Below are 23,559 nucleotides of genomic sequence, written 5' to 3'. Positions count from 1 at the left end.
CCATTATAAGGTTACAAACAGAGGTTCGCAACGAAATTTTTAAAGTGAGTAGACATTGAGGGGTGAGTTTAAGTTGGCAGGACATCTTGTTCAATATGGTCGACGCACTCGGCGCAGTTATGCACGAATTAACGAGATACTCGAAGTTCCGAACCTGATTGAAATCCAACAAAAATCCTATGATTGGTTTTTGGAGGAAGGGTTGCGCGAAATGTTCCAGGATATCTCGCCGATCCAGGATTTTACAGGTAACTTGATTTTGGAATTTATCGATTACAGTCTCGGTGAACCGAAGTATACAGTAGACGACGCGAAAGAGCGTGACGTTACGTATGCAGCACCGCTTCGGGTCAAAGTCCGGCTCATTAATAAGGAAACCGGCGAAGTCAAAGAGCAGGAAGTATTCATGGGAGATTTCCCGCTGATGACCAACACGGGCACATTTATTATTAATGGTGCGGAACGGGTTATTGTCAGCCAGTTGGTTCGCTCTCCTAGCGTTTACTTCAGTACCAAAGTAGATAAAAACGCCAAAAAAACGTATACCGCTACAGTTATTCCTAACCGCGGCGCTTGGTTGGAACTGGAGATGGACGCGAAGGATGTTGTTTACGTCCGGATCGACCGTACACGTAAAATACCGGTTACGGTTCTCCTGCGTTCACTTGGTTTTGGCACAGATGCTGAGATTCTGGATCTGCTCGGTAATGACGAATATATCCGCAACACACTGGACAAAGACAACACGGATTCCACGGAGAAAGCACTCATTGAGATCTATGAGCGTCTTCGTCCGGGCGAGCCTCCAACGCTGGATAATGCGAAAAGCTTGCTCGTAGCACGTTTCTTTGATCCAAAACGTTATGACCTGGCTAATGTAGGTCGTTACAAAATGAATAAAAAACTTCACATCAAAAACCGTTTGTTTAACCAGCGCTTGGCTGAGTCACTTGTTGACGCTGAGACAGGTGAGATCATTGCTGAAGCAGGTCAAATGGTTGATCGTCGTTTGTTGGATGAAATCATGCCGTATCTGGAGAAGAGCGTTGGATTCCGCACGTATCACGTGGGTAACGGCGTTTTGGATGCCAATGATATCCCTATGCAAACGATTGATGTGTTCTCACCAACTGAAGATGGTAAAGTGGTCAAACTGATTGCCAATGCAAACATTGACAAGTCCGTTAAAAACGTGACACCGGCGGATATTATTTCGTCCATCAGTTATTTCCTTAACCTTCTACAGGGAATTGGTAGCACGGATGATATCGATCATCTGGGTAACCGTCGTTTGCGTTCGGTGGGTGAACTCCTGCAGAACCAGTTCCGTATCGGTTTGTCCCGTATGGAGCGTGTGGTTCGTGAGAGAATGTCCATTCAGGATGCTAACGTAATTACACCACAGGCTTTGATTAACATACGTCCTGTTATTGCATCCATTAAAGAGTTCTTTGGTAGCTCTCAGTTGTCACAGTTTATGGATCAAACGAACCCGCTGGGTGAGTTGACACATAAACGTCGTTTGTCCGCACTCGGACCCGGTGGTTTGACGCGTGAGCGCGCAGGTATGGAAGTGCGTGACGTCCATCCATCCCACTATGGCCGTATGTGTCCAATCGAGACGCCAGAGGGACCAAACATCGGTTTGATCAACTCCTTGTCTACGTTCGCTCGTGTGAATGAATATGGCTTCATTGAAGCTCCATATCGTTGGGTTGATCCGAAGACAGGTATTGTAACCGAGCAAATTGATTACCTGACAGCGGATGAAGAGGACAACTATGTTATCGCGCAAGCGAATGCGAAGTTGAACGAAGACGGTACATTTGAAGAAGAAGCGATCATTGTACGTTACAACAAACAGTCGGATAACATCCTTACGATGCCGAGTGAGCGAGTTGACTACATGGACGTATCGCCTAAACAGGTTGTATCCGTCGCTACAGCGCTGATCCCGTTCCTTGAGAACGATGACTCCAACCGTGCACTCATGGGATCTAACATGCAGCGGCAGGCGGTTCCACTCTTGATTCCTAAAGCACCACTTGTAGGAACAGGCATGGAGCACAAAGCTGCAAAAGATTCTGGTGTATGTATTGTCTCCGATTATGACGGAATTATTGAACGTTCTTCTGCGAACGAGATTTGGGTCCGTCGTGTTGAAGAAGTGGACGGTCAGGAAGTTAAAGGCGATATCGTTAAATATAAATTACACAAATTTATGCGTTCGAACCAAGGAACATGCATTAACCAGCGTCCGATTGTCAAAAGAGGTGCTGCTGTCAAAGCTGGCGATATCCTCGCTGATGGTCCTTCAACGGAAATGGGTGAATTGGCTCTGGGACGTAACGTTGTTGTTGCCTTCATGACTTGGGAAGGTTACAACTACGAGGATGCGATCTTGCTCAGTGAAAAACTCGTTAAGGAAGATGTATACACATCCATCCATATCGAGGAGTATGAGTCAGAAGCACGTGATACCAAGCTCGGACCTGAAGAGATCACACGTGACATCCCTAACGTTGGGGAAGAAGCGTTGCGTAACTTGGATGAGCGCGGTATTATCCGCATCGGTGCTGAGATCAGTGCTGGCGACATTCTGGTTGGTAAAGTAACACCTAAGGGTGTAACAGAGCTGACAGCAGAAGAACGTCTCTTGCATGCGATCTTTGGTGAGAAAGCACGTGAAGTACGTGATACTTCCTTGCGTGTACCACATGGTACTGACGGTATCGTAGTAGACGTGAAAGTATTTACCCGTGAAAACGGTGATGAGCTGCCTCCAGGTGTTAACCAACTCGTTCGTGTATATATCGCTCAAAAACGGAAAATTTCCGAGGGTGATAAAATGGCCGGACGTCACGGTAACAAAGGGGTCGTGGCCCGCATCTTGCCGGAAGAAGATATGCCTTTCCTGCCAGACGGTACACCGGTTCAGATCGTTCTTAACCCACTGGGCGTACCTTCCCGGATGAATATCGGTCAAGTACTCGAAGTTCACTTGGGTATGGCCGCGATGCAACTGGGTATTCACGTAGCAACTCCTGTATTCGACGGAGCGAAGGAGTATGACGTCTTCGATACGATGGAAGAAGCAGGTATGCAACGTAATGGTAAAACTGTCCTGTATGATGGTCGTACAGGAGAAGAATTTGAACGTGAAGTTACCGTAGGTGTCATGCACATGATCAAATTGGCACACATGGTTGATGATAAAATCCATGCCCGTTCCACAGGTCCTTACTCACTTGTTACGCAACAGCCATTGGGTGGTAAAGCCCAATTTGGTGGACAGCGTTTCGGGGAGATGGAAGTATGGGCACTTGAGGCATACGGTGCAGCTTATACACTGCAAGAAATCTTGACTGTTAAATCCGATGACGTTGTTGGTCGGGTTAAAACGTATGAATCCATTGTCAAAGGTGAAAATGTTCCGGAACCAGGCGTTCCTGAATCATTCAAAGTATTGATTAAAGAGCTGCAAAGCTTGGGTATGGACGTTAAGATTTTGAGCGAAGATGAGCAAGAGATTGAAATGAGAGAAATGGACGATGAAGATGACGCTGCGAGCGATAAGCTCAGCCTCAACCTTGAGGGTACAGAGGTCGGAGCGGAATAAACCGCTTCGAGCGCATGATGACCGGCGTTTTTCATCAGGCTCGCGTCTTTCTCCGGCTTCGGCCGGAGTGGGCGTAACCTAGAATACAGGAATTGGTTAAGGAGGGTTGCTCCTTGTTGGACGTCAACAATTTCGAATACATGAAGATCGGGCTTGCTTCCCCAGAGAAAATTCGTTCTTGGTCCCGCGGAGAAGTGAAAAAACCGGAAACGATCAACTATCGTACGTTGAAACCGGAAAAAGAAGGGCTATTCTGCGAAAAGATTTTTGGCCCTACAAAAGACTGGGAATGTCATTGCGGTAAATACAAACGCGTCCGTTATAAAGGCGTTGTCTGTGATCGTTGTGGCGTTGAAGTAACACGTGCGAAAGTACGCCGCGAACGGATGGGCCATATTGAGCTCGCTGCTCCGGTATCGCATATCTGGTACTTCAAAGGTATTCCGAGCCGTATGGGTCTTGCCCTGGATATGTCTCCAAGATCTCTTGAAGAGATTATTTATTTTGCATCATATGTTGTAACTGATCCAGGAGAAACTCCACTGGAGAAAAAACAGCTGTTGTCCGAGAAAGAATACCGCAGCTACCGTGAAAAATACGGCTATGGTTTCCAGGCTGGCATGGGCGCAGAAGCGGTTAAAAAATTGCTTCAAGACCTTGACATAGACAAAGAGCTCGAGTTCCTGAAAGAAGAGCTCCGGACTGCGCAAGGACAACGTCGTAATCGTGCAATCAAACGTCTGGAAGTTATCGAAGCATTCCGCAACTCCGGCAACAAGCCAGAGTGGATGATCATGGATGTACTTCCTGTTATCCCGCCGGAACTTCGTCCAATGGTACAGTTGGATGGTGGACGTTTTGCAACGTCTGACCTGAATGACTTGTATCGCCGTGTAATCAACCGGAACAACCGTCTGAAACGTCTGCTTGATCTGGGCGCGCCAGATATTATCGTGCAAAATGAAAAACGGATGTTGCAGGAAGCTGTTGACGCATTGATCGATAATGGTCGTCGCGGACGCCCGGTAACGGGTCCTGGTAACCGTCCATTGAAATCTCTCAGCCACATGCTGAAAGGTAAACAAGGACGTTTCCGTCAGAACTTGCTCGGTAAACGGGTTGACTATTCTGGTCGTTCCGTTATCGTTGTTGGACCTTACCTGAAAATGTATCAGTGTGGTCTGCCAAAAGATATGGCACTTGAATTGTTCAAGCCTTTCGTTATGAAAGAGCTTGTAAATAAGGGGCTTGCCCACAATATCAAGAGCGCAAAACGTAAAGTTGAGCGTGTAAGTCCTGAGGTATGGGATGTTCTTGAAGAAGTAATCAAGGAGCATCCGGTTCTGTTGAACCGTGCCCCTACGCTTCACAGACTCGGTATTCAAGCGTTTGAACCGATTCTCGTTGAAGGTAAAGCAATTCGTCTTCACCCGCTCGTATGTACGGCATACAATGCCGACTTTGACGGTGACCAAATGGCCGTGCACGTTCCGTTGTCCGCTGAAGCTCAAGCGGAAGCACGTATCCTGATGCTTGCATCTGGTAACATTTTGAACCCGAAAGACGGTAAACCGGTTGTTACTCCTTCCCAGGATATGGTGCTTGGTTCTTACTACCTCACTATGGACAACAAGGAAGAAAAGGGCACAGGTATGATCTTGCGTACAGTTAACGAAGCTGTATCGGCATACCAACGTGGTACTGCTGGTCTGCATGCGCGTGTAGCTATTCCGGTTAAGGCGCTTGGTAAAACAAGCTTCACGGAAGAACAGCAAGAAGGAATGTTGCTGACAACTATCGGTAAAATTATCTTCAATGAAATTTTCCCGGCAAGCTTCCCGTATATCAATGATGCGACTCGTGCTAACCTGTACCAAGGTACTGCAGATCACTCATTTGTATATGAAAAAGGTGCTGATCTCAGAGAAGCTATTATGAATGCTCCTCTGGCTGGCGGTGTCGGTAAAGAATACCTCGGCTCCATCATTGCACGTTGTTTTGAAATTTATCACACAACGGAAACAGCCGTTATTTTGGATAAAATCAAACAACTTGGATTCACATACTCTACACGTGCCGGTATTACGGTTGCGGTATCTGATGTTATCGTTCCGCCTGAGAAGTTTGAAATTCTTAGACAATCTGAGGAAAAAGCACAAATCGTTACGAATCAGTACCGTCGTGGTCTGATTACGAATGAAGAGCGCTATGACCGTATCATTGATATCTGGTCAAAATCCAAAGATGACATCACTGAGATTCTGATGAAGTCCATGGATCGTTACAACTCGATCATGATGATGGTTGACTCCAAAGCACGGGGTAACAAATCGCAAATCACCCAATTGGGCGGTATGCGTGGTCTGATGGCCAACCCATCCGGTCGAATCATCGAACTCCCAATCAAATCGAACTTCCGTGAAGGTTTGACGGTACTCGAGTACTTTATCTCCACTCACGGAGCGCGTAAAGGTTTGGCGGATACAGCCCTGCGTACAGCCGATTCAGGTTACCTGACTCGTCGTCTCGTAGACGTAGCCCAAGATGTAATCGTGCGTGATGATGATTGTGGTACAGATAAAGGCTTTACGGTAAGTCGTATCCAGGATGGTAAAGAGGTTATCGAAGATCTCTATGACCGTATTGAAGGCAGATACTGCTTCGAGACAGTTCGTCATCCGGAAACGAAAGAAATCATTGTAGGTCGCAATGAATTGATTGACTCCGATAAAGCAGAAGCGATCATCAAGGCAGGTATTACTAAATTGCAAATCCGCTCCGTCCTCAGCTGCCGTGCAAGTCATGGTGTCTGCAAGAAGTGTTATGGTCGCAACCTCGCGACTGGTAAACACGTGGAGATTGGTGAAGCAGTTGGTATTATTGCAGCACAGTCCATTGGTGAGCCGGGAACACAGCTTACAATGCGTACATTCCACACCGGTGGTGTAGCCGGAGACGATATTACGCAAGGTTTGCCGCGTATCCAGGAGTTGTTTGAAGCTCGTAATCCTAAGGGTCAAGCAACGATCAGTGAGATTGATGGTGTAGTTAAAGAGATTCGCGAAGCGAAAGATCGTCGTGAAATCGAAATTCAAGGTGAGGCGGAATCCAAAGTTTACTCCGTTACCTACGGTTCCCGTGTGCGCGTAAGCGAAGGCGCGGAAGTTGAAGCAGGTGACGAGTTGACAGACGGTTCCATTGATCCAAAAGAGATGTTACGGATTAAAGGCATACGTGGTGTACAAAACTACATTCTGCAGGAAGTACAGCGCGTATATCGTAACCAAGGCGTAGAAATTAACGATAAGCACGTTGAAGTCATGATCCGTCAAATGCTGCGTAAAATCCGCATCGTAGATGCAGGAGATACTACGTTGTTGCCGGGATCGTTCGTGGATATGCATGAGTACGAAAGAGCTAACAAAATTGCGATTCTTAGTGATAAAGAGCCAGCGGTTGCTAAACCAATCCTGCTCGGTATTACGAAAGCATCCCTGGAAACAGACTCCTTCCTCTCGGCGGCTTCGTTCCAAGAAACTACACGTGTACTGACAGATGCAGCGATCAAAGGTAAAGTCGATCAGTTGCTCGGTCTGAAGGAAAATGTAATCATCGGTAAATTGATCCCTGCTGGTACAGGTATGCACCGTTACCGCAGCATCAAATTTGCTGAGCCAGAAGATGGCCAATCTTCAGTAGAAGAACTTGAGCCAGTTTCGGTTGATTAAATAGATTCCTCCTCATTTAGAGGGGAATGAAAGTTTTGTGCGTCAGGAGGCGGACGCTTGTATAATGCAGGCGGACGAATCCTGATGTACGTAAACTTTTAAAAAAATGTTTTAGGATTAGCATTGACAATGCTTGCGCTAGATGCTAATATATCAAAGGTGCGTGGGCAGCTGATTGTACATGGTTCTATTCGGAGGAATACACAATGTCTAATGAAAAAGCCTTGCAAGATGCTCATGTCAAAATAGGTACCAAACAGACCATGCGGATGGTGCAGACAGGTATGGCTTCTGAAGTCTATGTCGCAGAAGATAGTGATCCGCAGCTCACTTCCAAAATCATTGCTTTGTGTGAACAACACGATGTGAAGTACACGAAAGTGGATACAATGAAAAATCTCGGCAAAGCTTGCGGGATTGGAGTGGGAGCAGCTATGGCTGCTGTCGTAAAATGATAGTGTAAGGAACGTTTTTGTCCGAGAACTTTTAGGGATTCTCTAAGGCAAAAACTTTTCATTTGTCTTTTTATGAACCGCCTGGGTCTGTGGACTTAGCGAAAAGAGGTTTGTAAAGAAACATGAATATTTGAGGAAGGGGGTGGCAATCACATGCCAACTATTAATCAACTGGTTCGTAAAGGACGTCAAGCAAAAGTTGAGAAGTCAAAATCTCCAGCTTTGCAAAAAGGATTCAACGCTTTGAAACGTGAATCTACTAACATCAGTGCCCCACAAAAACGTGGTGTCTGCACTCGTGTAGGTACAATGACTCCACGTAAACCAAACTCTGCACTTCGTAAGTATGCCCGTGTTCGTTTGACGAACCGTCTCGAGGTTACTGCTTATATCCCGGGAATCGGACATAACCTTCAAGAGCACAGTGTGGTATTGATCCGCGGAGGTAAAGTTAAAGACCTTGCGGGAGTTCGTTATCACATCGTTCGTGGAGCTCTCGATACTGCAGGCGTAAACAACCGTATGCAAGCTCGTTCGAAATACGGTGCAAAACGTCCAAAAGCTAAAAAAGCCTAAACCATTATAAGCAGAAAACCTGAAAGCCTTCTGGCTTAGGTCTGGAAGGTACAGGGTCTGCTGAACAAGAAAGAAAGGGGGATATCCATGCCACGCAAAGGTCCAGTTACGAAAAGAGACGTGTTGCCTGATCCATTGTACAATAGCAAGTTGGTTACTCGTTTAATCAACCGCATCATGATCGGCGGAAAACGCGGTGTTGCTCAAAGCATTCTGTATAATGCGTTCAAGTTGATTCAAGAACGTACGGGTAATGACCCTATGGAAGTATTTGAAGCAGCAATCAAGAATATCATGCCAGTCCTGGAAGTTAAAGCTCGCCGTGTCGGCGGTGCCAACTACCAAGTACCAATCGAGGTGAAACCAGAGAGACGTACTGCTCTGGGATTACGTTGGCTCGTGAACTACTCCCGCAACCGCGGTGAGAAAACAATGGAAGAGCGTTTGGCGGCTGAGATCATTGACGCTTCCAACAACACAGGCGCTTCCGTTAAAAAACGTGAAGATACGCACAAAATGGCTGAAGCGAACAAAGCGTTTGCTCACTACCGTTGGTAGGATTCAGTTCACAATAAAAAAACTTCAATTTTGAAGGGAGACCCATTTCATGGCTAGAGAGTTCTCCTTAAAAAATACACGTAATATCGGGATCATGGCTCATATTGATGCGGGTAAAACCACGACAACTGAGCGGATCCTGTTTTACACAGGACGTACGCACAAAATCGGTGAAGTACACGAAGGCGCTGCGACAATGGACTGGATGGAACAGGAACAGGAGCGCGGAATTACGATTACTTCCGCTGCAACTACCGCTGCTTGGAAAGGCCACCGCGTTAATATTATTGATACCCCGGGACACGTTGACTTCACTGTTGAAGTTGAACGTTCCCTTCGTGTATTGGACGGAGCAGTTGGTGTATTCAGTGCGAAAGAAGGCGTTGAGCCTCAGTCGGAAACCGTATGGAGACAGGCTGACAAGTACGGCGTACCTCGTATCGCATATGTAAATAAAATGGATATCATCGGTGCTGACTTCCTGAACGTTGTATCTGACATGCGTGATCGCCTTCAAGCGAACGCTGTTGCGATTCAACTTCCAATCGGCGCTGAAAATGATTTCACTGGTATCATCGATATCGTTGCACAAAGAGCTCATATGTACAAAGATGATCTTGGTCAAGATATCGAAGAAACCGACATTCCTGCAGAATTTGCAGATCAAGTTGAAGAACTTCGCAACGAGTTGATTGAGCGCGTTGCTGAACTGGATGAAGATTTGACAATGAAATACCTGGAAGGCGAAGAGATCACAATTGATGAGATCAAAGCCGTACTCCGTAAAGGTGTTGTAGATGTTAAGATCTTCCCGGTTATCTGTGGATCCTCGTATCGTAACAAAGGTGTTCAACTGATGTTGGATGCTGTTATCGATTACTTGCCAGCTCCAACAGATGTTCCATCGATCACTGGACATCTTGAAGATGGAACTGAAGCAGTCCGTCAGTCATCCGATGAAGAGCCCTTCTCCGCATTGGCATTCAAAATCATGACGGACCCTTACGTTGGTAAATTGACATTCTTCCGCGTATACTCTGGTGTTCTTCAATCCGGATCATATGTATTGAATGCCACTAAAAACAAACGTGAGCGTATCGGTCGTATCCTTCAAATGCATGCGAACAGCCGTCAAGAAATCACTGTAGTTTACTCCGGTGATATTGCAGCTGCCGTAGGTTTGAAAGATACGGGTACAGGTGATACACTATGTGATGAGAAAAATCCGGTTATCCTGGAGTCAATGAACTTCCCTGATCCGGTTATCGAAATCGCCGTTGAACCTAAAACCAAAGCTGACCAAGATAAAATGGGTGTTGCTCTCGGTAAGTTGACTGAAGAGGATCCAACTCTTCGTGCTCATACTGACGAAGAAACAGGCCAAACAATCTTGGCAGGTATGGGTGAGCTTCACCTTGATATCATCATCGACCGTATGCGTCGTGAGTTCAAGGTTGAAACTACTGTGGGTAAACCACAAGTAGCTTACCGTGAAACATTCCGTGCTCCAGCGCGCGTTGAAGGTAAATTCGTACGTCAATCCGGTGGTCGTGGTCAATACGGTCACGTATGGGTTGAATTCGAACCTCTCGAGCCGGGTACAGGCAGCCAGTTCGAAAGTAAGGTTGTCGGTGGTTCCGTGCCAAGAGAATACATTCAACCTGCACTGTCAGGGATTGAAGAGCAAATGAAAAACGGCGTTATTGCAGGCTTCCCGCTTGTTGACGTTAAGGCTACAATCGTAGACGGATCTTACCATGATGTCGATTCCAATGAGATGGCATTTAAAATTGCCGGATCTATGGCGCTTAAAGCGGCTAAAGACAAGTGTAAACCAGTTCTGCTTGAGCCTATCATGAAAGTAGAAGTAACTGTTCCAGAAGAGTACATGGGTGACGTAATGGGTATGTTGAACTCCCGTCGTGGCCGCATTGAAGGTATGGATTCCCGTAGCGGAGCTCAAATCATTCGTGCTAAGGTGCCTCTGTCTGAAATGTTTGGTTACTCTACAACTCTTCGTTCCGGTACTCAAGGACGCGGCGTATTCTCCATGGAACTCTCTCACTATGAAGAAGTTCCTAAGAGCATCGCTGAAGAAATCGTTGCCAAAACAAAAGGCACCGAGTAGTTTTCTCACACTGGATGCAAGTGCATAAGAATTTAATTCGGAGCACTTCATTCAGTGAAAACATAAAATTATAATTTTAAGGAGGCCACGTTCAAATGGCAAAGGCTAAATACGAACGTAATAAACCCCACGTTAACATCGGTACTATTGGTCACGTCGATCACGGTAAAACAACTCTGACTGCTGCAATCACAACTGTATTGTCCAAAACTTACGGTGGTGCTGCAATTGCATTCGACCAAATCGACAAAGCTCCAGAAGAGCGCGAACGCGGTATCACAATCTCCACATCACACGTTGAGTACGAAACTGACACTCGTCACTACGCTCACGTTGACTGCCCAGGTCACGCCGACTATGTTAAAAACATGATCACTGGCGCGGCTCAAATGGATGGAGCTATCTTGGTAGTATCCGCAGCAGACGGCCCAATGCCACAAACTCGTGAGCACATCTTGCTCTCCCGTCAAGTAGGCGTACCTTACATTGTTGTATTCTTGAACAAATGTGACATGGTTGAAGACGAAGAGTTGTTGGAATTGGTTGAGATGGAAGTTCGCGACCTTCTTAACGAATATGAGTTCCCAGGTGACGATACTCCAATCACTCGTGGATCCGCTCGTGAAGCTCTGGCAAACCCAGATGGCGAATGGGCTCAAAAAATCGTTGAGATGTTCAAAGAGATCGACACTTACATCCCACTGCCTGAGCGTCAAACTGACAAGCCTTTCTTGATGCCTGTCGAGGACGTATTCTCCATCACTGGTCGTGGTACTGTTGCTACTGGCCGTGTAGAGCGTGGTACTGTTAAAGTCGGCGAAGAGATCGAAATCGTTGGTATCACTGAAGAAACTAAAAAATCCGTTGTAACAGGCGTTGAGATGTTCCGTAAATTGTTGGATTCCGCTCAAGCGGGAGACAACATCGGCGCATTGTTGCGTGGTGTTGACCGTACTCAAATCGAGCGTGGTCAAGTACTTGCAAAACCAGGTTCTGTTAAGCCACACACAGAATTCACAGCTCAAATCTACGTTCTGACTAAAGAAGAGGGCGGACGTCACAAACCATTCTTCACTGGTTACCGTCCACAGTTCTACTTCCGTACAACTGACGTAACAGGCATCATCAACTTGCCTGAAGGTACTGAAATGGTAATGCCTGGTGATAACATCACTGTTACTGTTTCCCTGATCTCCCCAATCGCTATTGAAGAAGGAACTAAATTCTCCATTCGTGAAGGCGGACGTACAGTAGGTGCCGGTTCCGTAGCATCTATTCAAAAATAATTTGGCTTAACGCTGAATAAAGCATATGTAACAGTGTACTGGAACGAGTAACATTGTATTGTAACGAAGCTTCGGAAGAGTTCTTTATCCGACATCGGATAGAGAACTCTTTTATTATGTTTAAAGTTCGGAACCTGCGTCATACGAAATGAACATCATTTACGAGTTTAGAAGGATTGGCAAGGCAGCCTGGATATTGAAGATTAACACTGCAATAAACGAAGTCATTTCATCAGAAAAGATAAGTTTAAATGTTTTTCTTAAATATGCTTGCAATACGCCTATCTTTTCTATATAATAATGAATGTTGTTCTGTGACGTTGCGATGATGTGAGAGGTTACTGGCACACCCGGCCCCTTTGCCATGGGAGAGTGGCTAGAAAATTTTCACGGAGTATGTCCGATAAAAAATTGGGCGATAGAAGGAGGGACTAAAATGGCAAAGCAAAAAATTCGTATTCGTTTGAAAGCTTACGACCACAGAATTCTTGATCAATCCGCGGAGAAAATTGTTGAAACAGCAAAACGTTCGGGTGCTGGTGTATCCGGTCCGATTCCGCTTCCTACTGAAAAACAAATCATTACTATTCTTCGTGCGGTGCACAAGTACAAGGATTCTCGGGAACAATTCGAACAACGTACACATAAACGTTTGATCGACATCGTTAACCCGACTCCACAAACTGTGGATGCCTTGATGCGCTTGGATCTGCCGTCCGGTGTAGATATCGAAATTAAATTGTAATATAAGCTACAACAAAGACCATGTATAAAGGAAAAGAGGTGTCAACATGAAAGCAATCTTAGGAAAAAAACTCGGAATGACTCAAGTATTTACTCCTGAAGGTAACGTCGTTCCAGTAACGGTTATCGAAGCAGGCCCTTGTGTTGTTTTGCAAAAGAAAGACATTGAGAACGATGGCTACGAAGCAATTCAAATCGGTTACTCCGATAAGAAAGAGAAAAATGCTAACAAGCCAGAAGCAGGTCACGCTAAAAAAGCGAACACTGCCCCTAAGCGCTACGTTCGTGAAGTTCGCGGTATCAACATCGCAGAATATGAAGTTGGCCAAGAACTGAAAGCTGACATTTTCGCTGAAGGCGAATTCGTTGACGTAACGGGTATTTCTAAAGGTAAAGGTTTTGCCGGCGTTATCAAACGTTGGGGACAAAGCACTGGACCTATGTCACACGGTTCGCGTTACCACCGTGGCCCTGGTTCAATGGGTTCGATCCAAGCTAACCGCGTTCCTAAAGGCAAACGCCTGCCAGGACACATGGGACATGATACTATTACAATCCAACGTCTTGAAGTAGTTAAAGTAGACGCTGAACGTAACGTGTTGCTCGTGAAAGGTTCCATTCCTGGACCGAAAAACAGTCTCATCAGAGTTAAAGAAACGGTGAAAAAATAACCACTGAAGAAAGGAGGAACACAAAATGCCAAAAGTATCAGTTTACAATGTAGATGGTAGCCAAGTAGGTGAAGTTGAATTGGACGATGCGGTTTTCGGAATTGAGCCGAATCAACACGTTCTGTACGATGCAGTTCTTATGCAACGCGCTTCCCTTCGTCAAGGTACCCACAAAGTAAAAGGACGTTCTGAAGTACGTGGCGGAGGACGTAAGCCTTGGAAACAAAAAGGTACAGGTCGCGCTCGTCAAGGTTCAATTCGTTCACCACAATGGAAAGGCGGCGGTATCGTATTTGGTCCAACACCACGGAGCTATGCGTATAAACTGCCTAAGAAAGTTCGCCGCTTGGCGATCAAATCAGCCCTTTCATCTAAAGTGCTTGACAATGACATTATCGTTTTGGACGCTCTCACGTTGAGCACGCCTAAAACTAAAGAATTCGCAGCCATCTTGAGTAACCTCAAAGTGGGACGTAAAGCTTTGATCGTAGCTCCTAGCTATGATGATAATGTAGCTCTTTCCGCACGGAATATTCCAGGCGTGAAATTCGTAGCTGCTGACGGCATTAATGTTCTTGACGTGCTTTCGCACGACAAATTGATCATTACGAAAGAAGCAGTTCAGAAGGTAGAGGAGGTGCTCGCGTAATGAAGGATCCTCGTGATATTGTAAAACGTCCGATTATTACGGAACGTACTGCTGACATGATGAACGACTTGAAATATGTATTTGAAGTCGATATCCGTGCAAACAAAACCGAGATCAAAAAGGCAGTAGAAGCTATTTTCAATGTAAAAGTGAAAAACGTGAACACGCTTCGTGTTCCAGCTAAGCCGAAACGGTACGGACGTTATTCCGGATATACTAGCGAATGGAAAAAAGCGTTTGTAACACTGACAAAAGACAGCAAAACGCTTGAGTTCTTTGAAACTGTATAATTGAATTTTTGAAGTAAGGAGGGAAACCTAGTGCCAATCAAAAAGTATAAACCAACATCCCCGGCAAGACGGAACATGTCCGTTTCTACATTTGAGGAAATCACCACAAATCAGCCGGAGAAATCGTTGTTGGCCCCGTTGAGCAAACAAGCAGGCCGCAACAACCAAGGTAAAATTACAGTTCGTCACCATGGTGGTGGACACAAACGTAAATACCGTATCATTGACTTCAAACGTACTAAAGATGGAATACCGGGCCGCGTTGCTACGATTGAGTATGACCCGAACCGTACATCCAACATCGCTTTGATTCACTATGCTGATGGTGAGAAACGTTACATCATCGCTCCTAAAGGTTTGAAAGTTGGAGATCAAGTATTCTCCGGACCTGAATCAGACATCAAAATCGGTAACGCACTGCCACTCGAAAACATTCCAGTAGGTACCGTTATCCACAACATCGAGTTGAAACCAGGTAAAGGCGGACAATTGGTTCGTGCTGCTGGTACAGAAGCTCAATTGCTTGGTAAAGAAGAAAAATACGTTTCCGTTCGTCTCTCTTCCGGAGAAGTTCGTCGTATTTTGAAAGTTTGCCGCGCGACAATCGGATCTGTTGGTAACCAAGACCACGAGCTCATCAAAATCGGTAAAGCCGGTCGTAGCCGTTGGTTGGGTAAACGTCCTGAGGTTCGTGGTGTAGTAATGAACCCTAACGATCACCCACACGGTGGTGGTGAAGGTCGTGCTCCAATCGGACGTAAATCGCCAATGTCACCATGGGGTAAACCTACTCTTGGTTACAAAACGCGTAAGAAAAATAAAGCTTCTGATAAATACATCATTCGCCGCCGCACGAAGTAATACACACTGTGCATAACTTCGTGAGGCATCTGCGGATGCATAATAGCTACGTTTGAAGGGAGGATCTCCACATGGGTCGCAGTTTGAAAAAAGGGCCATTCATTGATGGCTACATGCTCAAAAAGGTAGAAGAGATGGAAGCTTCAGGTAAGAAGAACGTAATCAAAACCTGGTCCCGTCGTTCTACAATTTTCCCACAATTCATCGGTCACACATTTGGCGTTTACGATGGTCGTAAACACGTGCCAGTGTATGTAACTGAGGACATGGTCGGACACAAACTGGGTGAGTTCGCTCCAACCCGTACGTACAAAGGCCATACTGATGATGATAAGAAAACAAGAAGATAAATGAACATCTTTAATGTTTGAGAGGAGGTTACACAATGGAAGCAAAAGCACATGCTAAGTTTATCCGGATTGCTCCTCGTAAAGTTCAACTCGTTGTTGACTTGATTCGCGGCAAGCAAGTAGGTGAGGCGGTTGCCATTCTCCGTCACACTCCGAAATCCGCTTCTCCAATCGTTGAGAAGTTGCTTAACTCCGCTATTGCGAATGCGGAACATAACTATTCTTTGGATGTTAACAACTTGGTTATCTCGCAAGCTTACGTGAACCAAGGACCGACAATGAAACGTTTCCGCCCTCGTGCAATGGGACGTGCAAGTCGTATTAACAAACGTACTAGCCACATTACTTTGGTGGTATCTGAGAAGTAGAAGGAGGGGAAATGTGTGGGCCAAAAGGTAAATCCAGTCGGACTCCGTGTCGGAATTATCCGTGACTGGGAATCTAAGTGGTATGCAGGCAAAGACTTCGGTGATCTTTTGATGGAAGACGTGAGAATTCGTGAATTCCTGAAAAATAAATTGAAAGACTCCGCTTTATCTCGTGTAGAAATTGAGAGAGCGGCTAACCGCGTAAACGTAACGATTCACACTGCTAAACCAGGTATGGTTATTGGTAAGGGTGGTTCGGAAGTTGAAAATCTTCGTAACCAAATTACGAAAATTGCTGGCGGTAAAAAAGTACACATCAACATTTCTGAAATTAAGAACCAAGACTTGGACGCTGTTCTTGTAGCTGAAAGCATTGCACAACAATTGGAACGTCGTGTTTCTTTCCGTCGTGCTCTGAAACAAGCAATTCAAAGAACTATGCGCTCCGGTGCTAAAGGTATCAAAACTCAAGTAGGCGGACGTCTTGGCGGTGCTGAGATCGCACGTTCTGAAGGCTACAGCGAAGGAACTGTTCCACTGCACACACTGCGTGCTGACATTGACTATGGTACTGCAGAGGCTCATACTACTTACGGACGTATCGGCGTAAAAGTATGGATCTATCGTGGAGAGGTTCTTCCTACGGCTAAGAAACAAGCTGCTAAGGAAGGAGGCAACTAATCATGTTGGTACCAAAACGTGTAAAACACCGTAAGCAACAACGTGGACATATGAAAGGCCAAGCTAAAGGCGGAACGACTCTGAACTTTGGCGAATACGGTCTGCAAGCTACGGAACCGGCTTGGATTACGAACCGTCAGATCGAAGCGGCTCGTATTGCGATGACTCGTTACATCAAACGTGGTGGTAAAGTTTGGATCAAAATTTTCCCAGACAAACCAATCACTCAAAAGCCTCTCGAGGTTCGGATGGGTAGCGGTAAAGGTAACGTAGAAAAATGGGTTGCAGTAGTGAAACCAGGTAAGATCATGTTTGAACTTGCTGGTGTACCGGAGGAAATTGCACGCGAAGCAATGCGTCTTGCCGCTCACAAACTGCCAATCAAAACGAAGTTCGTGAAACGTGAAGAATTGGGTGGTGAAGCAAATGAAAGCTAGTGAATTTCGCAACCTAACCTCTGCTGAAATCGAGCAAAAGATTGCCGGATTTAAAGAAGAACTCTTTAACCTCCGCTTTCAATTAGCTACCGGTCAGCTGGATAACCCGACTCGCATCCGTGATGTGCGGAAAGAAATAGCTCGTGCTAAAACCATTATCCGTGAGAGAGAATTGGGAATCGGTTAATTAGGGATAGGATGGACAATCCGTCCGTAATCAGGAAGGAGGCCAACAATGAGCGAAGAACGTAACGCACGTAAAGTGCAAACTGGTAAAGTGGTCAGCGATAAAATGGACAAAACAATTGTTGTTGCTGTAGAAACTTACAAAAAACACAACTTGTACCATAAACGCATTAAGGTTACTAAAAAATTCAAAGCACATGACGAAGAAAACACTGCGAAAATCGGTGACACGGTGAAAATCATGGAGACTCGTCCGCTTTCGAAAGATAAACGCTGGAGACTTACTGAAATCGTAGAAAAAGCGGTTATCATCTAATGCTCAGCAGCACTGCTGAAAGGAGGAATACTAAATGATTCAACCATTTACACGTTTGACTGTGGCTGACAACTCCGGTGCGAAGGAACTGATGTGTATCCGCGTACTCGGCGGTACGGGACGTCGTACAGCTCAAATCGGTGATCTGATCGTTTGTTCTGTTAAACAAGCAACACCAGGCGGCGTTGTCAAAAAAGGTGATGTAGTTAGAGCGGTTGTCGTTCGTACGAAACGTTCTGTACGTCGTAAAGACGGTTCCTACATCGGTTTTGATGAAAATGCAGCGGTTGTTGTAAAAGACGACAGAAGCCCACGTGGAACACGTATTTTCGGACCAGTTGCTCGCGAACTTCGCGATAAAGACTTCATGAAAATCGTTTCCTTGGCTCCAGAAGTTATCTAAAGCTTAATCTCGTGATGTTAGAAACAGGAGGTGTACGAAATGCCAAGAGTGAAAAAAGTTCTGGAATCCCATAACAACAAACTTCACGTTAAAAAGGAAGATACGGTTATGGTGATCAGCGGTAAAGACAAAGGTAAAAAAGGCCGTGTCATCGCTGCTTATCCTCGTGAGAACCGCGTCCTTGTGGAAGGTGTTAACATGGTGAAAAAACACCAGAAGCCTAACCAGCAAAATCCGCAAGGCGGCATTATCGAGAAGGAAGCTCCGATTCACGTTTCCAACGTAATGCACATCGATCCGAAGAGCGGAAAAGTAACCCGTGTAGGTTACAAAGTTTTGGATAACGGTAAGAAAGTGCGCGTTGCTAAACGTTCCGGAGAAATTATCGACTAATTGAACCGAATGAGAAAGGAGGGCTATGATTCATGGCATCAAGAATGAAAGAACGTTACCTGCAAGAAATCGCTCCTGCTTTGATGCAGAAGTTTAACTATACAACGGTAATGCAAGTGCCGAAAATCGAGAAAATCGTTATCAACATGGGTGTGGGCGACGCTGTCCAAAACTCTAAAGTGTTGGATTCCGCAGTAAGCGATTTGCAACTGATCGCAGGTCAAAAACCTGTAATCACTCGTGCTAAAAAATCTATCGCAGGATTCAAACTGCGTGAGAATATGCCTATCGGTGTGAAAGTAACATTACGCGGTGAGCGTATGTACTTCTTCCTAGATAAATTGCTCAACGTAACGCTTCCTCGTGTCCGCGACTTCCGCGGTGTATCGAGTAAAGCTTTCGATGGACGTGGTAACTACACACTGGGTCTGAAAGAGCAACTGATCTTCCCAGAGATCGAGTATGATAAAGTTGATAAAGTCCGCGGTATGGATATTGTCATCGTAACAACGGCGAAAACAGACGAAGAGTCCCGCGAATTGCTCACGCAAATGGGAATGCCTTTCGTTAAGTAATGTTGGCATAACGTTTCCGGGTGTCTGGAAAGACTCCCTTTTCTCCGAAATTATTTAGGAGGTGTCAGGCTAAGTGGCAAAAACTTCGATGAAAGTTAAACAACAACGTACACCTAAGTTTAAAGTACGTGCATATACACGCTGTGAGCGTTGCGGACGTCCACATTCGGTCCTGCAAAAGTTCAAAATTTGCAGAATTTGTTTCCGTGAATTAGCTTATAAAGGCCAGATCCCTGGCGTGAAAAAAGCAAGCTGGTAAAAAGTCCTGAACGGGAAGGAGGTTAACTCACAATGACTATGTCTGATCCAATTGCAGATATGCTTACTCGTATTCGTAACGCGAACACTGTTCGTCACGAAACGGTAGAAATGCCTGCTTCGACAATGAAAAAACAAATCGCCGATATCCTGAAGCGTGAAGGTTTCATCCGTGACGCTGAAGTTATCGATGATAACAAACAAGGGATTATCCGTGTTTTCCTGAAATACGGTCAAAATAACGAGCGCGTTATCACTGGTCTGAAAAGAATCAGTAAACCTGGTCTTCGTGTTTACACGAAAAGCAACGAAGTACCTCGTGTACTTGGTGGCCTGGGAATCGCGATCATCTCGACATCTAAAGGTATCATGACGGACAAAGAAGCTCGTCAATCGAAATCCGGCGGAGAAGTCGTTTGCTACGTTTGGTAATATAACGTCACAAGATAGGAGGTGCAACATATGTCTCGTATTGGTCGCAAACCAATCACAGTACCAAGTGGTGTAGACATCACCCTGGACAACACCGTTATTACGGTAAAAGGACCTAAAGGAACTTTGACTCGTGAGCTTCATAAAGACATGAAGGTTACGGTTGAAAATAACGAAATCACAGTTGTGCGTCCTTCCGATAACAAAACTCACCGTTCTTTGCACGGCACAACGCGTAGCGTTGTAAACAATATGGTGAGCGGCGTTACTGAAGGATTCGCGAAATCTCTGGAATTGGTTGGGGTCGGATATCGTGCAAGCAAATCCGGAGATAAAATCGTTCTGAACGTTGGTTACTCTCACCCGGTTGAAATTACACCGGAAGCGGGAATTGAATTCGAAGTACCTTCGAATACAAAAATCATCGTTCGCGGAATTGACAAAGAGCGTGTAGGTGCTTACGCTGCTAAAATCCGTTCCGTACGTGAACCTGAGCCATACAAAGGTAAAGGTATTAAATATGAAGGCGAGCGTATCATCCGTAAGGAAGGTAAAGCCGGTAAGAAGAAATAAGATTTCTCTTACCGCCTTTGCGCGGCTTTCGGCTTGCTTGCTTCGTGTGTTTCTAATATACCCCGTGGCTTCTGCTTTGAAGCCAGCGAGGTAACCTGAAAGGAGTGAATCTTTGAGATGATTACGAAACCAGATAAAAATAAGGCTCGTCTGAAAAGACACCTTCGTGTTCGTAAGAAAATCCAAGGAACGGCAGCACGTCCTCGTTTGAACGTATTCCGTTCTGGTAAACATATGTATGCTCAAATCATCGATGATGTTGCTGGTGTAACAATCGCTTCCGCGTCTACCGTAGACAAAGAATTGAGCACTGACATCAAAAATGGTGCATCTGTTGAATCAGCTCGTAAAGTTGGCGAACTCGTTGCTAAACGTGCTAAAGACAAAGGTGTTTCCAACATCGTATTTGACCGTAGCGGATATCTGTACCATGGTCGTATCGCAGCATTGGCTGAAGCGGCTCGTGAAGCAGGACTTGAGTTTTAAGATATTTTTCAAAAGGAGGTTAACGACTTGCGTGTAGATCCGAATACTTTGGAACTGACTGAAAGAGTTGTAAATATTAATCGCGTAGCTAAAGTAGTAAAAGGCGGACGCCGTTTCAGCTTTAGCGCACTGGTTGTAGTCGGCGACGGCAACGGCTGGGTTGGAGCTGGTATCGGTAAAGCGGGCGAAGTACCTGATGCAATTCGCAAAGGTATTGAAGACGCTAAGAAAAACCTTGTACACGTTCCACTCGTAGGAACATCGATTCCTCACTTGGTAACAGGTAAGTTCGGCGCAGGACGCGTGCTGTTGAAACCAGCATCTGAAGGTACTGGTGTTATCGCTGGTGGTCCTGTACGTGCGGTTCTCGAACTTGCTGGTGTAGGTGACATTTTGACAAAATCTCTGGGTTCTTCGAATTCCATGAACATGGTCAATGCGACTTTGGAAGGTTTGTCCCGTTTGAAGCGTGCTGAAGACGTGGCTAAACTGCGCGGAAAATCCGTCGAAGAGCTTCTGGGTTAAGGAGGGAATTCTCATGGCTAAATTAGAAATTACCCTCGTCCGCAGCTTGATCGGACGTCCGGAGACGCAAAGAACAACTGTGAAAACATTGGGTTTGCGCAAAATCAATAGCAAAGTGGTACAAAACGATAATCCTGCCATCCGTGGTATGATTAACAAAGTAAGCCACTTGGTTGCTGTTAAAGAAGTAGAAGCTTAATAACGGGTTAATCCCACAAATCTTTAAGGAGGTGCAACGAACGATGAAGTTACATGAGCTTTCACCATCTCCTGGATCCCGCAAAGAACGTAAACGTCTTGGTCGCGGTCCAAGTAGTGGTACAGGTAAAACATCAGGTCGCGGTCACAAAGGACAAAATTCTCGTTCTGGCGGTGGAGTTCGTCCAGGCTTCGAAGGTGGACAAAATCCATTGTATCGTCGCTTGCCAAAACGTGGTTTTGTAAACCCAACTCGCAAAGAATATGCAGTTGTGAATACTGAAGACCTGAACAGTTTTGCTGCGGGTACTGAAGTAACTCCAGAATTCTTGATGACGAACGGCGTAGTTAAAAACGCTAAATCCGGAATCAAAATCCTGGGTAACGGTGATGTCACTGTGAAGCTGACTGTTAAAGCTAACAAGTTTTCTCAATCTGCTATTGAGAAAATTGAAGCTGCTGGCGGTACAACTGAGGTGATTTAATGTTCAAGACCCTAAAGAATATCTGGCGGGTTGAAGATCTGCGCAAAAGGGTATTATTTACCCTTTTTGTACTGATCATTTACCGCATCGGCTCCTTTGTCCCCGTGCCGGGAGTTAACAAAGATGTGTTCGAAGCGACAAATTCTGCGGGTAAAGAAGTTTTTGGACTTCTCAATACGTTCTCGGGTGGAGCGCTCTTCCAGTTCTCGATATTTGCGCTCGGGATCGTGCCTTACATCACTGCGTCTATCATAGTACAGTTGCTTTCCATGGACGTTATTCCTAAATTAGCGGAGTGGGCAAAGCAAGGTGAACAAGGTAAGAAGAAATCTGCACAGTTGACCCGTTATTTAACCATCGGGCTGGCATTGATTCAAGCGTTTGGTACGTCGATTGGATTCAACCGCTTGTACAATACAGAGATGGTGCCTAACGCTACATTTGCAGATTATATCTTGATCGCGATTGTACTTACGGCCGGTACTTCATTCCTGATGTGGCTTGGTGAGCAGATCACCGAGAAGGGCATAGGAAACGGGATTTCGATCTTGATCTTTGCGGGTATCCTATCTACGGTGCCTAACATTATCAAACAAACGGTCGAATCTGACTTCATTCAACCTGATCAACTGTTTATGAATATTCTTAAAGGTGTTATCATCGCAATTGTTATTGTGTTGATCATCATAGGGGTCATTTACATTCAGCAGGCGATTCGGAAGATTCCGGTACAGTACGCTAAACGTGTCGTAGGTAACAAAATGTACGGTGGACAGAATACACATATCCCGCTGAAAATTAATGCAGCAGGTGTTATCCCTGTCATCTTTGCTTCATCGCTGTTGATGTTCCCAACGATCATCGCCAACTTCTGGGCAGATCGCCTCTGGGCACAGTGGATCGGACAGAACCTGACTACACACAAACCTCTGGGTATGTTGCTGTATGTCGTGATGATCTTCGGTTTCACATTCTTCTATACTTTCGTACAGATGAATCCACAGCAGATGGCTGATAATATGAAAAAGAACGGCGGTTACATCCCAGGCATTCGCCCGGGTAAAGCAACCGAGAAATATCTGACCCGTGTCATGACTCGTTTGACAATGGCCGGAGCCATCTTCTTGGCAGTCATTTCCGTTCTGCCTGTATTCTTAGGGGCACTTTCTGGTTTGCCTCAATCTGCGCAAATTGGAGGAACATCCCTCCTGATCGTTATCGGTGTTGCGCTGGATACGATGAAGCAAATCGAAAGCCAATTGATCAAACGCCACTACAAAGGTTTTATCAATAAATAGGCAATAGGTACCGGTCGAGTGAAGATTTAC

29 protein-coding genes are annotated in these 23,559 nt (G+C 45.5%); all 29 read left to right on the top strand.

From position 1 onward, the window contains the following. The first annotated feature begins 73 nt into the window (after positions 1-73). The 29 genes from rpoB (at position 74) to secY (ending at position 23,529) form a co-directional block, all read left to right on the top strand. Complete coding sequence (rpoB, locus tag ACE04G_RS03675; RefSeq protein WP_091020534.1) at positions 74-3,619, top strand: DNA-directed RNA polymerase subunit beta; 3,546 nt, start codon at positions 74-76, stop codon at positions 3,617-3,619. 113 nt (positions 3,620-3,732) lie between these two features. Further along, on the top strand, positions 3,733-7,347 hold the full coding sequence (gene rpoC, locus ACE04G_RS03670; RefSeq protein WP_221825252.1) for a DNA-directed RNA polymerase subunit beta': 3,615 nt from the start codon (positions 3,733-3,735) through the stop codon (positions 7,345-7,347). A gap of 206 nt (positions 7,348-7,553) precedes the next feature. After that, positions 7,554-7,802 carry a ribosomal L7Ae/L30e/S12e/Gadd45 family protein gene (locus ACE04G_RS03665; RefSeq protein ID WP_221825251.1) on the top strand — a complete coding sequence of 83 codons (249 nt, stop codon included), beginning with the start codon at positions 7,554-7,556 and terminating at the stop codon, positions 7,800-7,802. 153 nt (positions 7,803-7,955) lie between these two features. Next, positions 7,956-8,378, top strand: coding sequence for a 30S ribosomal protein S12 (rpsL, locus tag ACE04G_RS03660; protein ID WP_017692070.1), 423 nt, complete (start codon positions 7,956-7,958; stop codon positions 8,376-8,378). A gap of 87 nt (positions 8,379-8,465) precedes the next feature. Then, the gene (gene rpsG, locus ACE04G_RS03655; RefSeq protein WP_017692071.1) at positions 8,466-8,936 is read left to right on the top strand and encodes a 30S ribosomal protein S7; all 471 of its coding nucleotides are present in this window, start codon (positions 8,466-8,468) and stop codon (positions 8,934-8,936) included. Between the two features lie 49 nt (positions 8,937-8,985). After that, the gene (gene fusA, locus ACE04G_RS03650) at positions 8,986-11,064 is read left to right on the top strand and encodes an elongation factor G (protein WP_076216857.1); all 2,079 of its coding nucleotides are present in this window, start codon (positions 8,986-8,988) and stop codon (positions 11,062-11,064) included. Positions 11,065-11,159: 95 nt separating this feature from the next. Further along, on the top strand, positions 11,160-12,350 hold the full coding sequence (tuf, locus tag ACE04G_RS03645) for an elongation factor Tu (RefSeq protein ID WP_017692073.1): 1,191 nt from the start codon (positions 11,160-11,162) through the stop codon (positions 12,348-12,350). A 436-nt stretch (positions 12,351-12,786) separates the two neighbouring features. Then, on the top strand, positions 12,787-13,095 hold the full coding sequence (rpsJ, locus tag ACE04G_RS03640) for a 30S ribosomal protein S10 (RefSeq protein ID WP_017692074.1): 309 nt from the start codon (positions 12,787-12,789) through the stop codon (positions 13,093-13,095). Positions 13,096-13,141: 46 nt separating this feature from the next. Continuing rightward, positions 13,142-13,765: a 50S ribosomal protein L3 gene (rplC, locus tag ACE04G_RS03635; protein ID WP_017692075.1), complete on the top strand. Its 624-nt coding sequence runs from the start codon at positions 13,142-13,144 to the stop codon at positions 13,763-13,765. A gap of 25 nt (positions 13,766-13,790) precedes the next feature. Beyond that, positions 13,791-14,414, top strand: a complete 624-nt coding sequence (gene rplD, locus ACE04G_RS03630; RefSeq protein WP_221825250.1) for a 50S ribosomal protein L4 — start codon at positions 13,791-13,793, stop codon at positions 14,412-14,414. Continuing rightward, positions 14,414-14,704 carry a 50S ribosomal protein L23 gene (gene rplW, locus ACE04G_RS03625; RefSeq protein ID WP_017692077.1) on the top strand — a complete coding sequence of 97 codons (291 nt, stop codon included), beginning with the start codon at positions 14,414-14,416 and terminating at the stop codon, positions 14,702-14,704. Before rplD ends, rplW begins: the two co-directional genes overlap by 1 nt. Positions 14,705-14,734: 30 nt before the next feature. After that, positions 14,735-15,565 carry a 50S ribosomal protein L2 gene (gene rplB / locus ACE04G_RS03620; RefSeq protein ID WP_017692078.1) on the top strand — a complete coding sequence of 277 codons (831 nt, stop codon included), beginning with the start codon at positions 14,735-14,737 and terminating at the stop codon, positions 15,563-15,565. 71 nt (positions 15,566-15,636) lie between these two features. Next, positions 15,637-15,915: a 30S ribosomal protein S19 gene (rpsS, locus tag ACE04G_RS03615; RefSeq protein WP_062836183.1), complete on the top strand. Its 279-nt coding sequence runs from the start codon at positions 15,637-15,639 to the stop codon at positions 15,913-15,915. 35 nt (positions 15,916-15,950) lie between these two features. Continuing rightward, the gene (gene rplV, locus ACE04G_RS03610) at positions 15,951-16,283 is read left to right on the top strand and encodes a 50S ribosomal protein L22 (protein ID WP_024633583.1); all 333 of its coding nucleotides are present in this window, start codon (positions 15,951-15,953) and stop codon (positions 16,281-16,283) included. Between the two features lie 15 nt (positions 16,284-16,298). Continuing rightward, positions 16,299-16,964 carry a 30S ribosomal protein S3 gene (gene rpsC / locus ACE04G_RS03605; RefSeq protein WP_076216858.1) on the top strand — a complete coding sequence of 222 codons (666 nt, stop codon included), beginning with the start codon at positions 16,299-16,301 and terminating at the stop codon, positions 16,962-16,964. Positions 16,965-16,966: 2 nt separating this feature from the next. Beyond that, positions 16,967-17,401, top strand: coding sequence for a 50S ribosomal protein L16 (gene rplP, locus ACE04G_RS03600; protein WP_017692082.1), 435 nt, complete (start codon positions 16,967-16,969; stop codon positions 17,399-17,401). Further along, the gene (gene rpmC, locus ACE04G_RS03595; protein WP_017692083.1) at positions 17,391-17,588 is read left to right on the top strand and encodes a 50S ribosomal protein L29; all 198 of its coding nucleotides are present in this window, start codon (positions 17,391-17,393) and stop codon (positions 17,586-17,588) included. Before rplP ends, rpmC begins: the two co-directional genes overlap by 11 nt. A 48-nt stretch (positions 17,589-17,636) precedes the next feature. After that, a complete protein-coding gene (gene rpsQ / locus ACE04G_RS03590) occupies positions 17,637-17,903 on the top strand; it encodes a 30S ribosomal protein S17 (protein ID WP_017692084.1) in 267 nt (88 codons plus the stop codon). 34 nt (positions 17,904-17,937) lie between these two features. Next, the gene (rplN, locus tag ACE04G_RS03585; protein WP_017692085.1) at positions 17,938-18,306 is read left to right on the top strand and encodes a 50S ribosomal protein L14; all 369 of its coding nucleotides are present in this window, start codon (positions 17,938-17,940) and stop codon (positions 18,304-18,306) included. 39 nt (positions 18,307-18,345) lie between these two features. After that, entirely contained in the window at positions 18,346-18,699 is a 354-nt protein-coding gene (gene rplX, locus ACE04G_RS03580) for a 50S ribosomal protein L24 (RefSeq protein ID WP_017692086.1), read from the top strand. A gap of 32 nt (positions 18,700-18,731) precedes the next feature. Further along, on the top strand, positions 18,732-19,274 hold the full coding sequence (rplE, locus tag ACE04G_RS03575) for a 50S ribosomal protein L5 (RefSeq protein WP_221825249.1): 543 nt from the start codon (positions 18,732-18,734) through the stop codon (positions 19,272-19,274). 73 nt (positions 19,275-19,347) lie between these two features. Continuing rightward, positions 19,348-19,533 (top strand): type Z 30S ribosomal protein S14, encoded by a 186-nt coding sequence (locus ACE04G_RS03570; protein WP_013312154.1) that lies wholly within the window; start codon positions 19,348-19,350, stop codon positions 19,531-19,533. Between the two features lie 32 nt (positions 19,534-19,565). Then, a complete protein-coding gene (gene rpsH, locus ACE04G_RS03565) occupies positions 19,566-19,964 on the top strand; it encodes a 30S ribosomal protein S8 (RefSeq protein WP_017692088.1) in 399 nt (132 codons plus the stop codon). Between the two features lie 30 nt (positions 19,965-19,994). Further along, the gene (rplF, locus tag ACE04G_RS03560; RefSeq protein WP_017692089.1) at positions 19,995-20,537 is read left to right on the top strand and encodes a 50S ribosomal protein L6; all 543 of its coding nucleotides are present in this window, start codon (positions 19,995-19,997) and stop codon (positions 20,535-20,537) included. Positions 20,538-20,654: 117 nt separating this feature from the next. Further along, a complete protein-coding gene (gene rplR / locus ACE04G_RS03555; RefSeq protein ID WP_017692090.1) occupies positions 20,655-21,023 on the top strand; it encodes a 50S ribosomal protein L18 in 369 nt (122 codons plus the stop codon). A gap of 27 nt (positions 21,024-21,050) precedes the next feature. Further along, positions 21,051-21,548, top strand: a complete 498-nt coding sequence (gene rpsE / locus ACE04G_RS03550) for a 30S ribosomal protein S5 (RefSeq protein ID WP_017692091.1) — start codon at positions 21,051-21,053, stop codon at positions 21,546-21,548. Positions 21,549-21,561: 13 nt separating this feature from the next. Beyond that, positions 21,562-21,747, top strand: coding sequence for a 50S ribosomal protein L30 (gene rpmD, locus ACE04G_RS03545; protein WP_017692092.1), 186 nt, complete (start codon positions 21,562-21,564; stop codon positions 21,745-21,747). Positions 21,748-21,790: 43 nt separating this feature from the next. Further along, positions 21,791-22,231 carry a 50S ribosomal protein L15 gene (gene rplO, locus ACE04G_RS03540; protein ID WP_017692093.1) on the top strand — a complete coding sequence of 147 codons (441 nt, stop codon included), beginning with the start codon at positions 21,791-21,793 and terminating at the stop codon, positions 22,229-22,231. Continuing rightward, the gene (secY, locus tag ACE04G_RS03535) at positions 22,231-23,529 is read left to right on the top strand and encodes a preprotein translocase subunit SecY (RefSeq protein ID WP_076216860.1); all 1,299 of its coding nucleotides are present in this window, start codon (positions 22,231-22,233) and stop codon (positions 23,527-23,529) included. Before rplO ends, secY begins: the two co-directional genes overlap by 1 nt. The last annotated feature ends 30 nt before the right edge of the window (positions 23,530-23,559 follow it).

It is taken from the genome of Paenibacillus sp. AGC31, assembly GCF_057334655.1.
This window is presented reverse-complemented; position numbering and strand designations above follow the sequence as displayed.

Bases quoted from the DNA above. Each gene is read 5' to 3' on its own strand.
- ACE04G_RS03665 (WP_221825251.1), top strand. From the start codon at position 7,554: ATGTCTAATGAAAAAGCCTTGCAAGATGCTCATGTCAAAATAGGTACC.
- rpsL (WP_017692070.1), top strand. From the start codon at position 7,956: ATGCCAACTATTAATCAACTGGTTCGTAAAGGACGTCAAGCAAAAGTT.
- rpsG (WP_017692071.1), top strand. From the start codon at position 8,466: ATGCCACGCAAAGGTCCAGTTACGAAAAGAGACGTGTTGCCTGATCCA.
- fusA (WP_076216857.1), top strand. From the start codon at position 8,986: ATGGCTAGAGAGTTCTCCTTAAAAAATACACGTAATATCGGGATCATG.
- tuf (WP_017692073.1), top strand. From the start codon at position 11,160: ATGGCAAAGGCTAAATACGAACGTAATAAACCCCACGTTAACATCGGT.
- rpsJ (WP_017692074.1), top strand. From the start codon at position 12,787: ATGGCAAAGCAAAAAATTCGTATTCGTTTGAAAGCTTACGACCACAGA.
- rplC (WP_017692075.1), top strand. From the start codon at position 13,142: ATGAAAGCAATCTTAGGAAAAAAACTCGGAATGACTCAAGTATTTACT.
- rplD (WP_221825250.1), top strand. From the start codon at position 13,791: ATGCCAAAAGTATCAGTTTACAATGTAGATGGTAGCCAAGTAGGTGAA.
- rplW (WP_017692077.1), top strand. From the start codon at position 14,414: ATGAAGGATCCTCGTGATATTGTAAAACGTCCGATTATTACGGAACGT.
- rpsS (WP_062836183.1), top strand. From the start codon at position 15,637: ATGGGTCGCAGTTTGAAAAAAGGGCCATTCATTGATGGCTACATGCTC.
- rplV (WP_024633583.1), top strand. From the start codon at position 15,951: ATGGAAGCAAAAGCACATGCTAAGTTTATCCGGATTGCTCCTCGTAAA.
- rplP (WP_017692082.1), top strand. From the start codon at position 16,967: ATGTTGGTACCAAAACGTGTAAAACACCGTAAGCAACAACGTGGACAT.
- rpmC (WP_017692083.1), top strand. From the start codon at position 17,391: ATGAAAGCTAGTGAATTTCGCAACCTAACCTCTGCTGAAATCGAGCAA.
- rpsQ (WP_017692084.1), top strand. From the start codon at position 17,637: ATGAGCGAAGAACGTAACGCACGTAAAGTGCAAACTGGTAAAGTGGTC.
- rplN (WP_017692085.1), top strand. From the start codon at position 17,938: ATGATTCAACCATTTACACGTTTGACTGTGGCTGACAACTCCGGTGCG.
- rplX (WP_017692086.1), top strand. From the start codon at position 18,346: ATGCCAAGAGTGAAAAAAGTTCTGGAATCCCATAACAACAAACTTCAC.
- rplE (WP_221825249.1), top strand. From the start codon at position 18,732: ATGGCATCAAGAATGAAAGAACGTTACCTGCAAGAAATCGCTCCTGCT.
- rpsH (WP_017692088.1), top strand. From the start codon at position 19,566: ATGACTATGTCTGATCCAATTGCAGATATGCTTACTCGTATTCGTAAC.
- rplF (WP_017692089.1), top strand. From the start codon at position 19,995: ATGTCTCGTATTGGTCGCAAACCAATCACAGTACCAAGTGGTGTAGAC.
- rplR (WP_017692090.1), top strand. From the start codon at position 20,655: ATGATTACGAAACCAGATAAAAATAAGGCTCGTCTGAAAAGACACCTT.
- rpmD (WP_017692092.1), top strand. From the start codon at position 21,562: ATGGCTAAATTAGAAATTACCCTCGTCCGCAGCTTGATCGGACGTCCG.
- rplO (WP_017692093.1), top strand. From the start codon at position 21,791: ATGAAGTTACATGAGCTTTCACCATCTCCTGGATCCCGCAAAGAACGT.
- secY (WP_076216860.1), top strand. From the start codon at position 22,231: ATGTTCAAGACCCTAAAGAATATCTGGCGGGTTGAAGATCTGCGCAAA.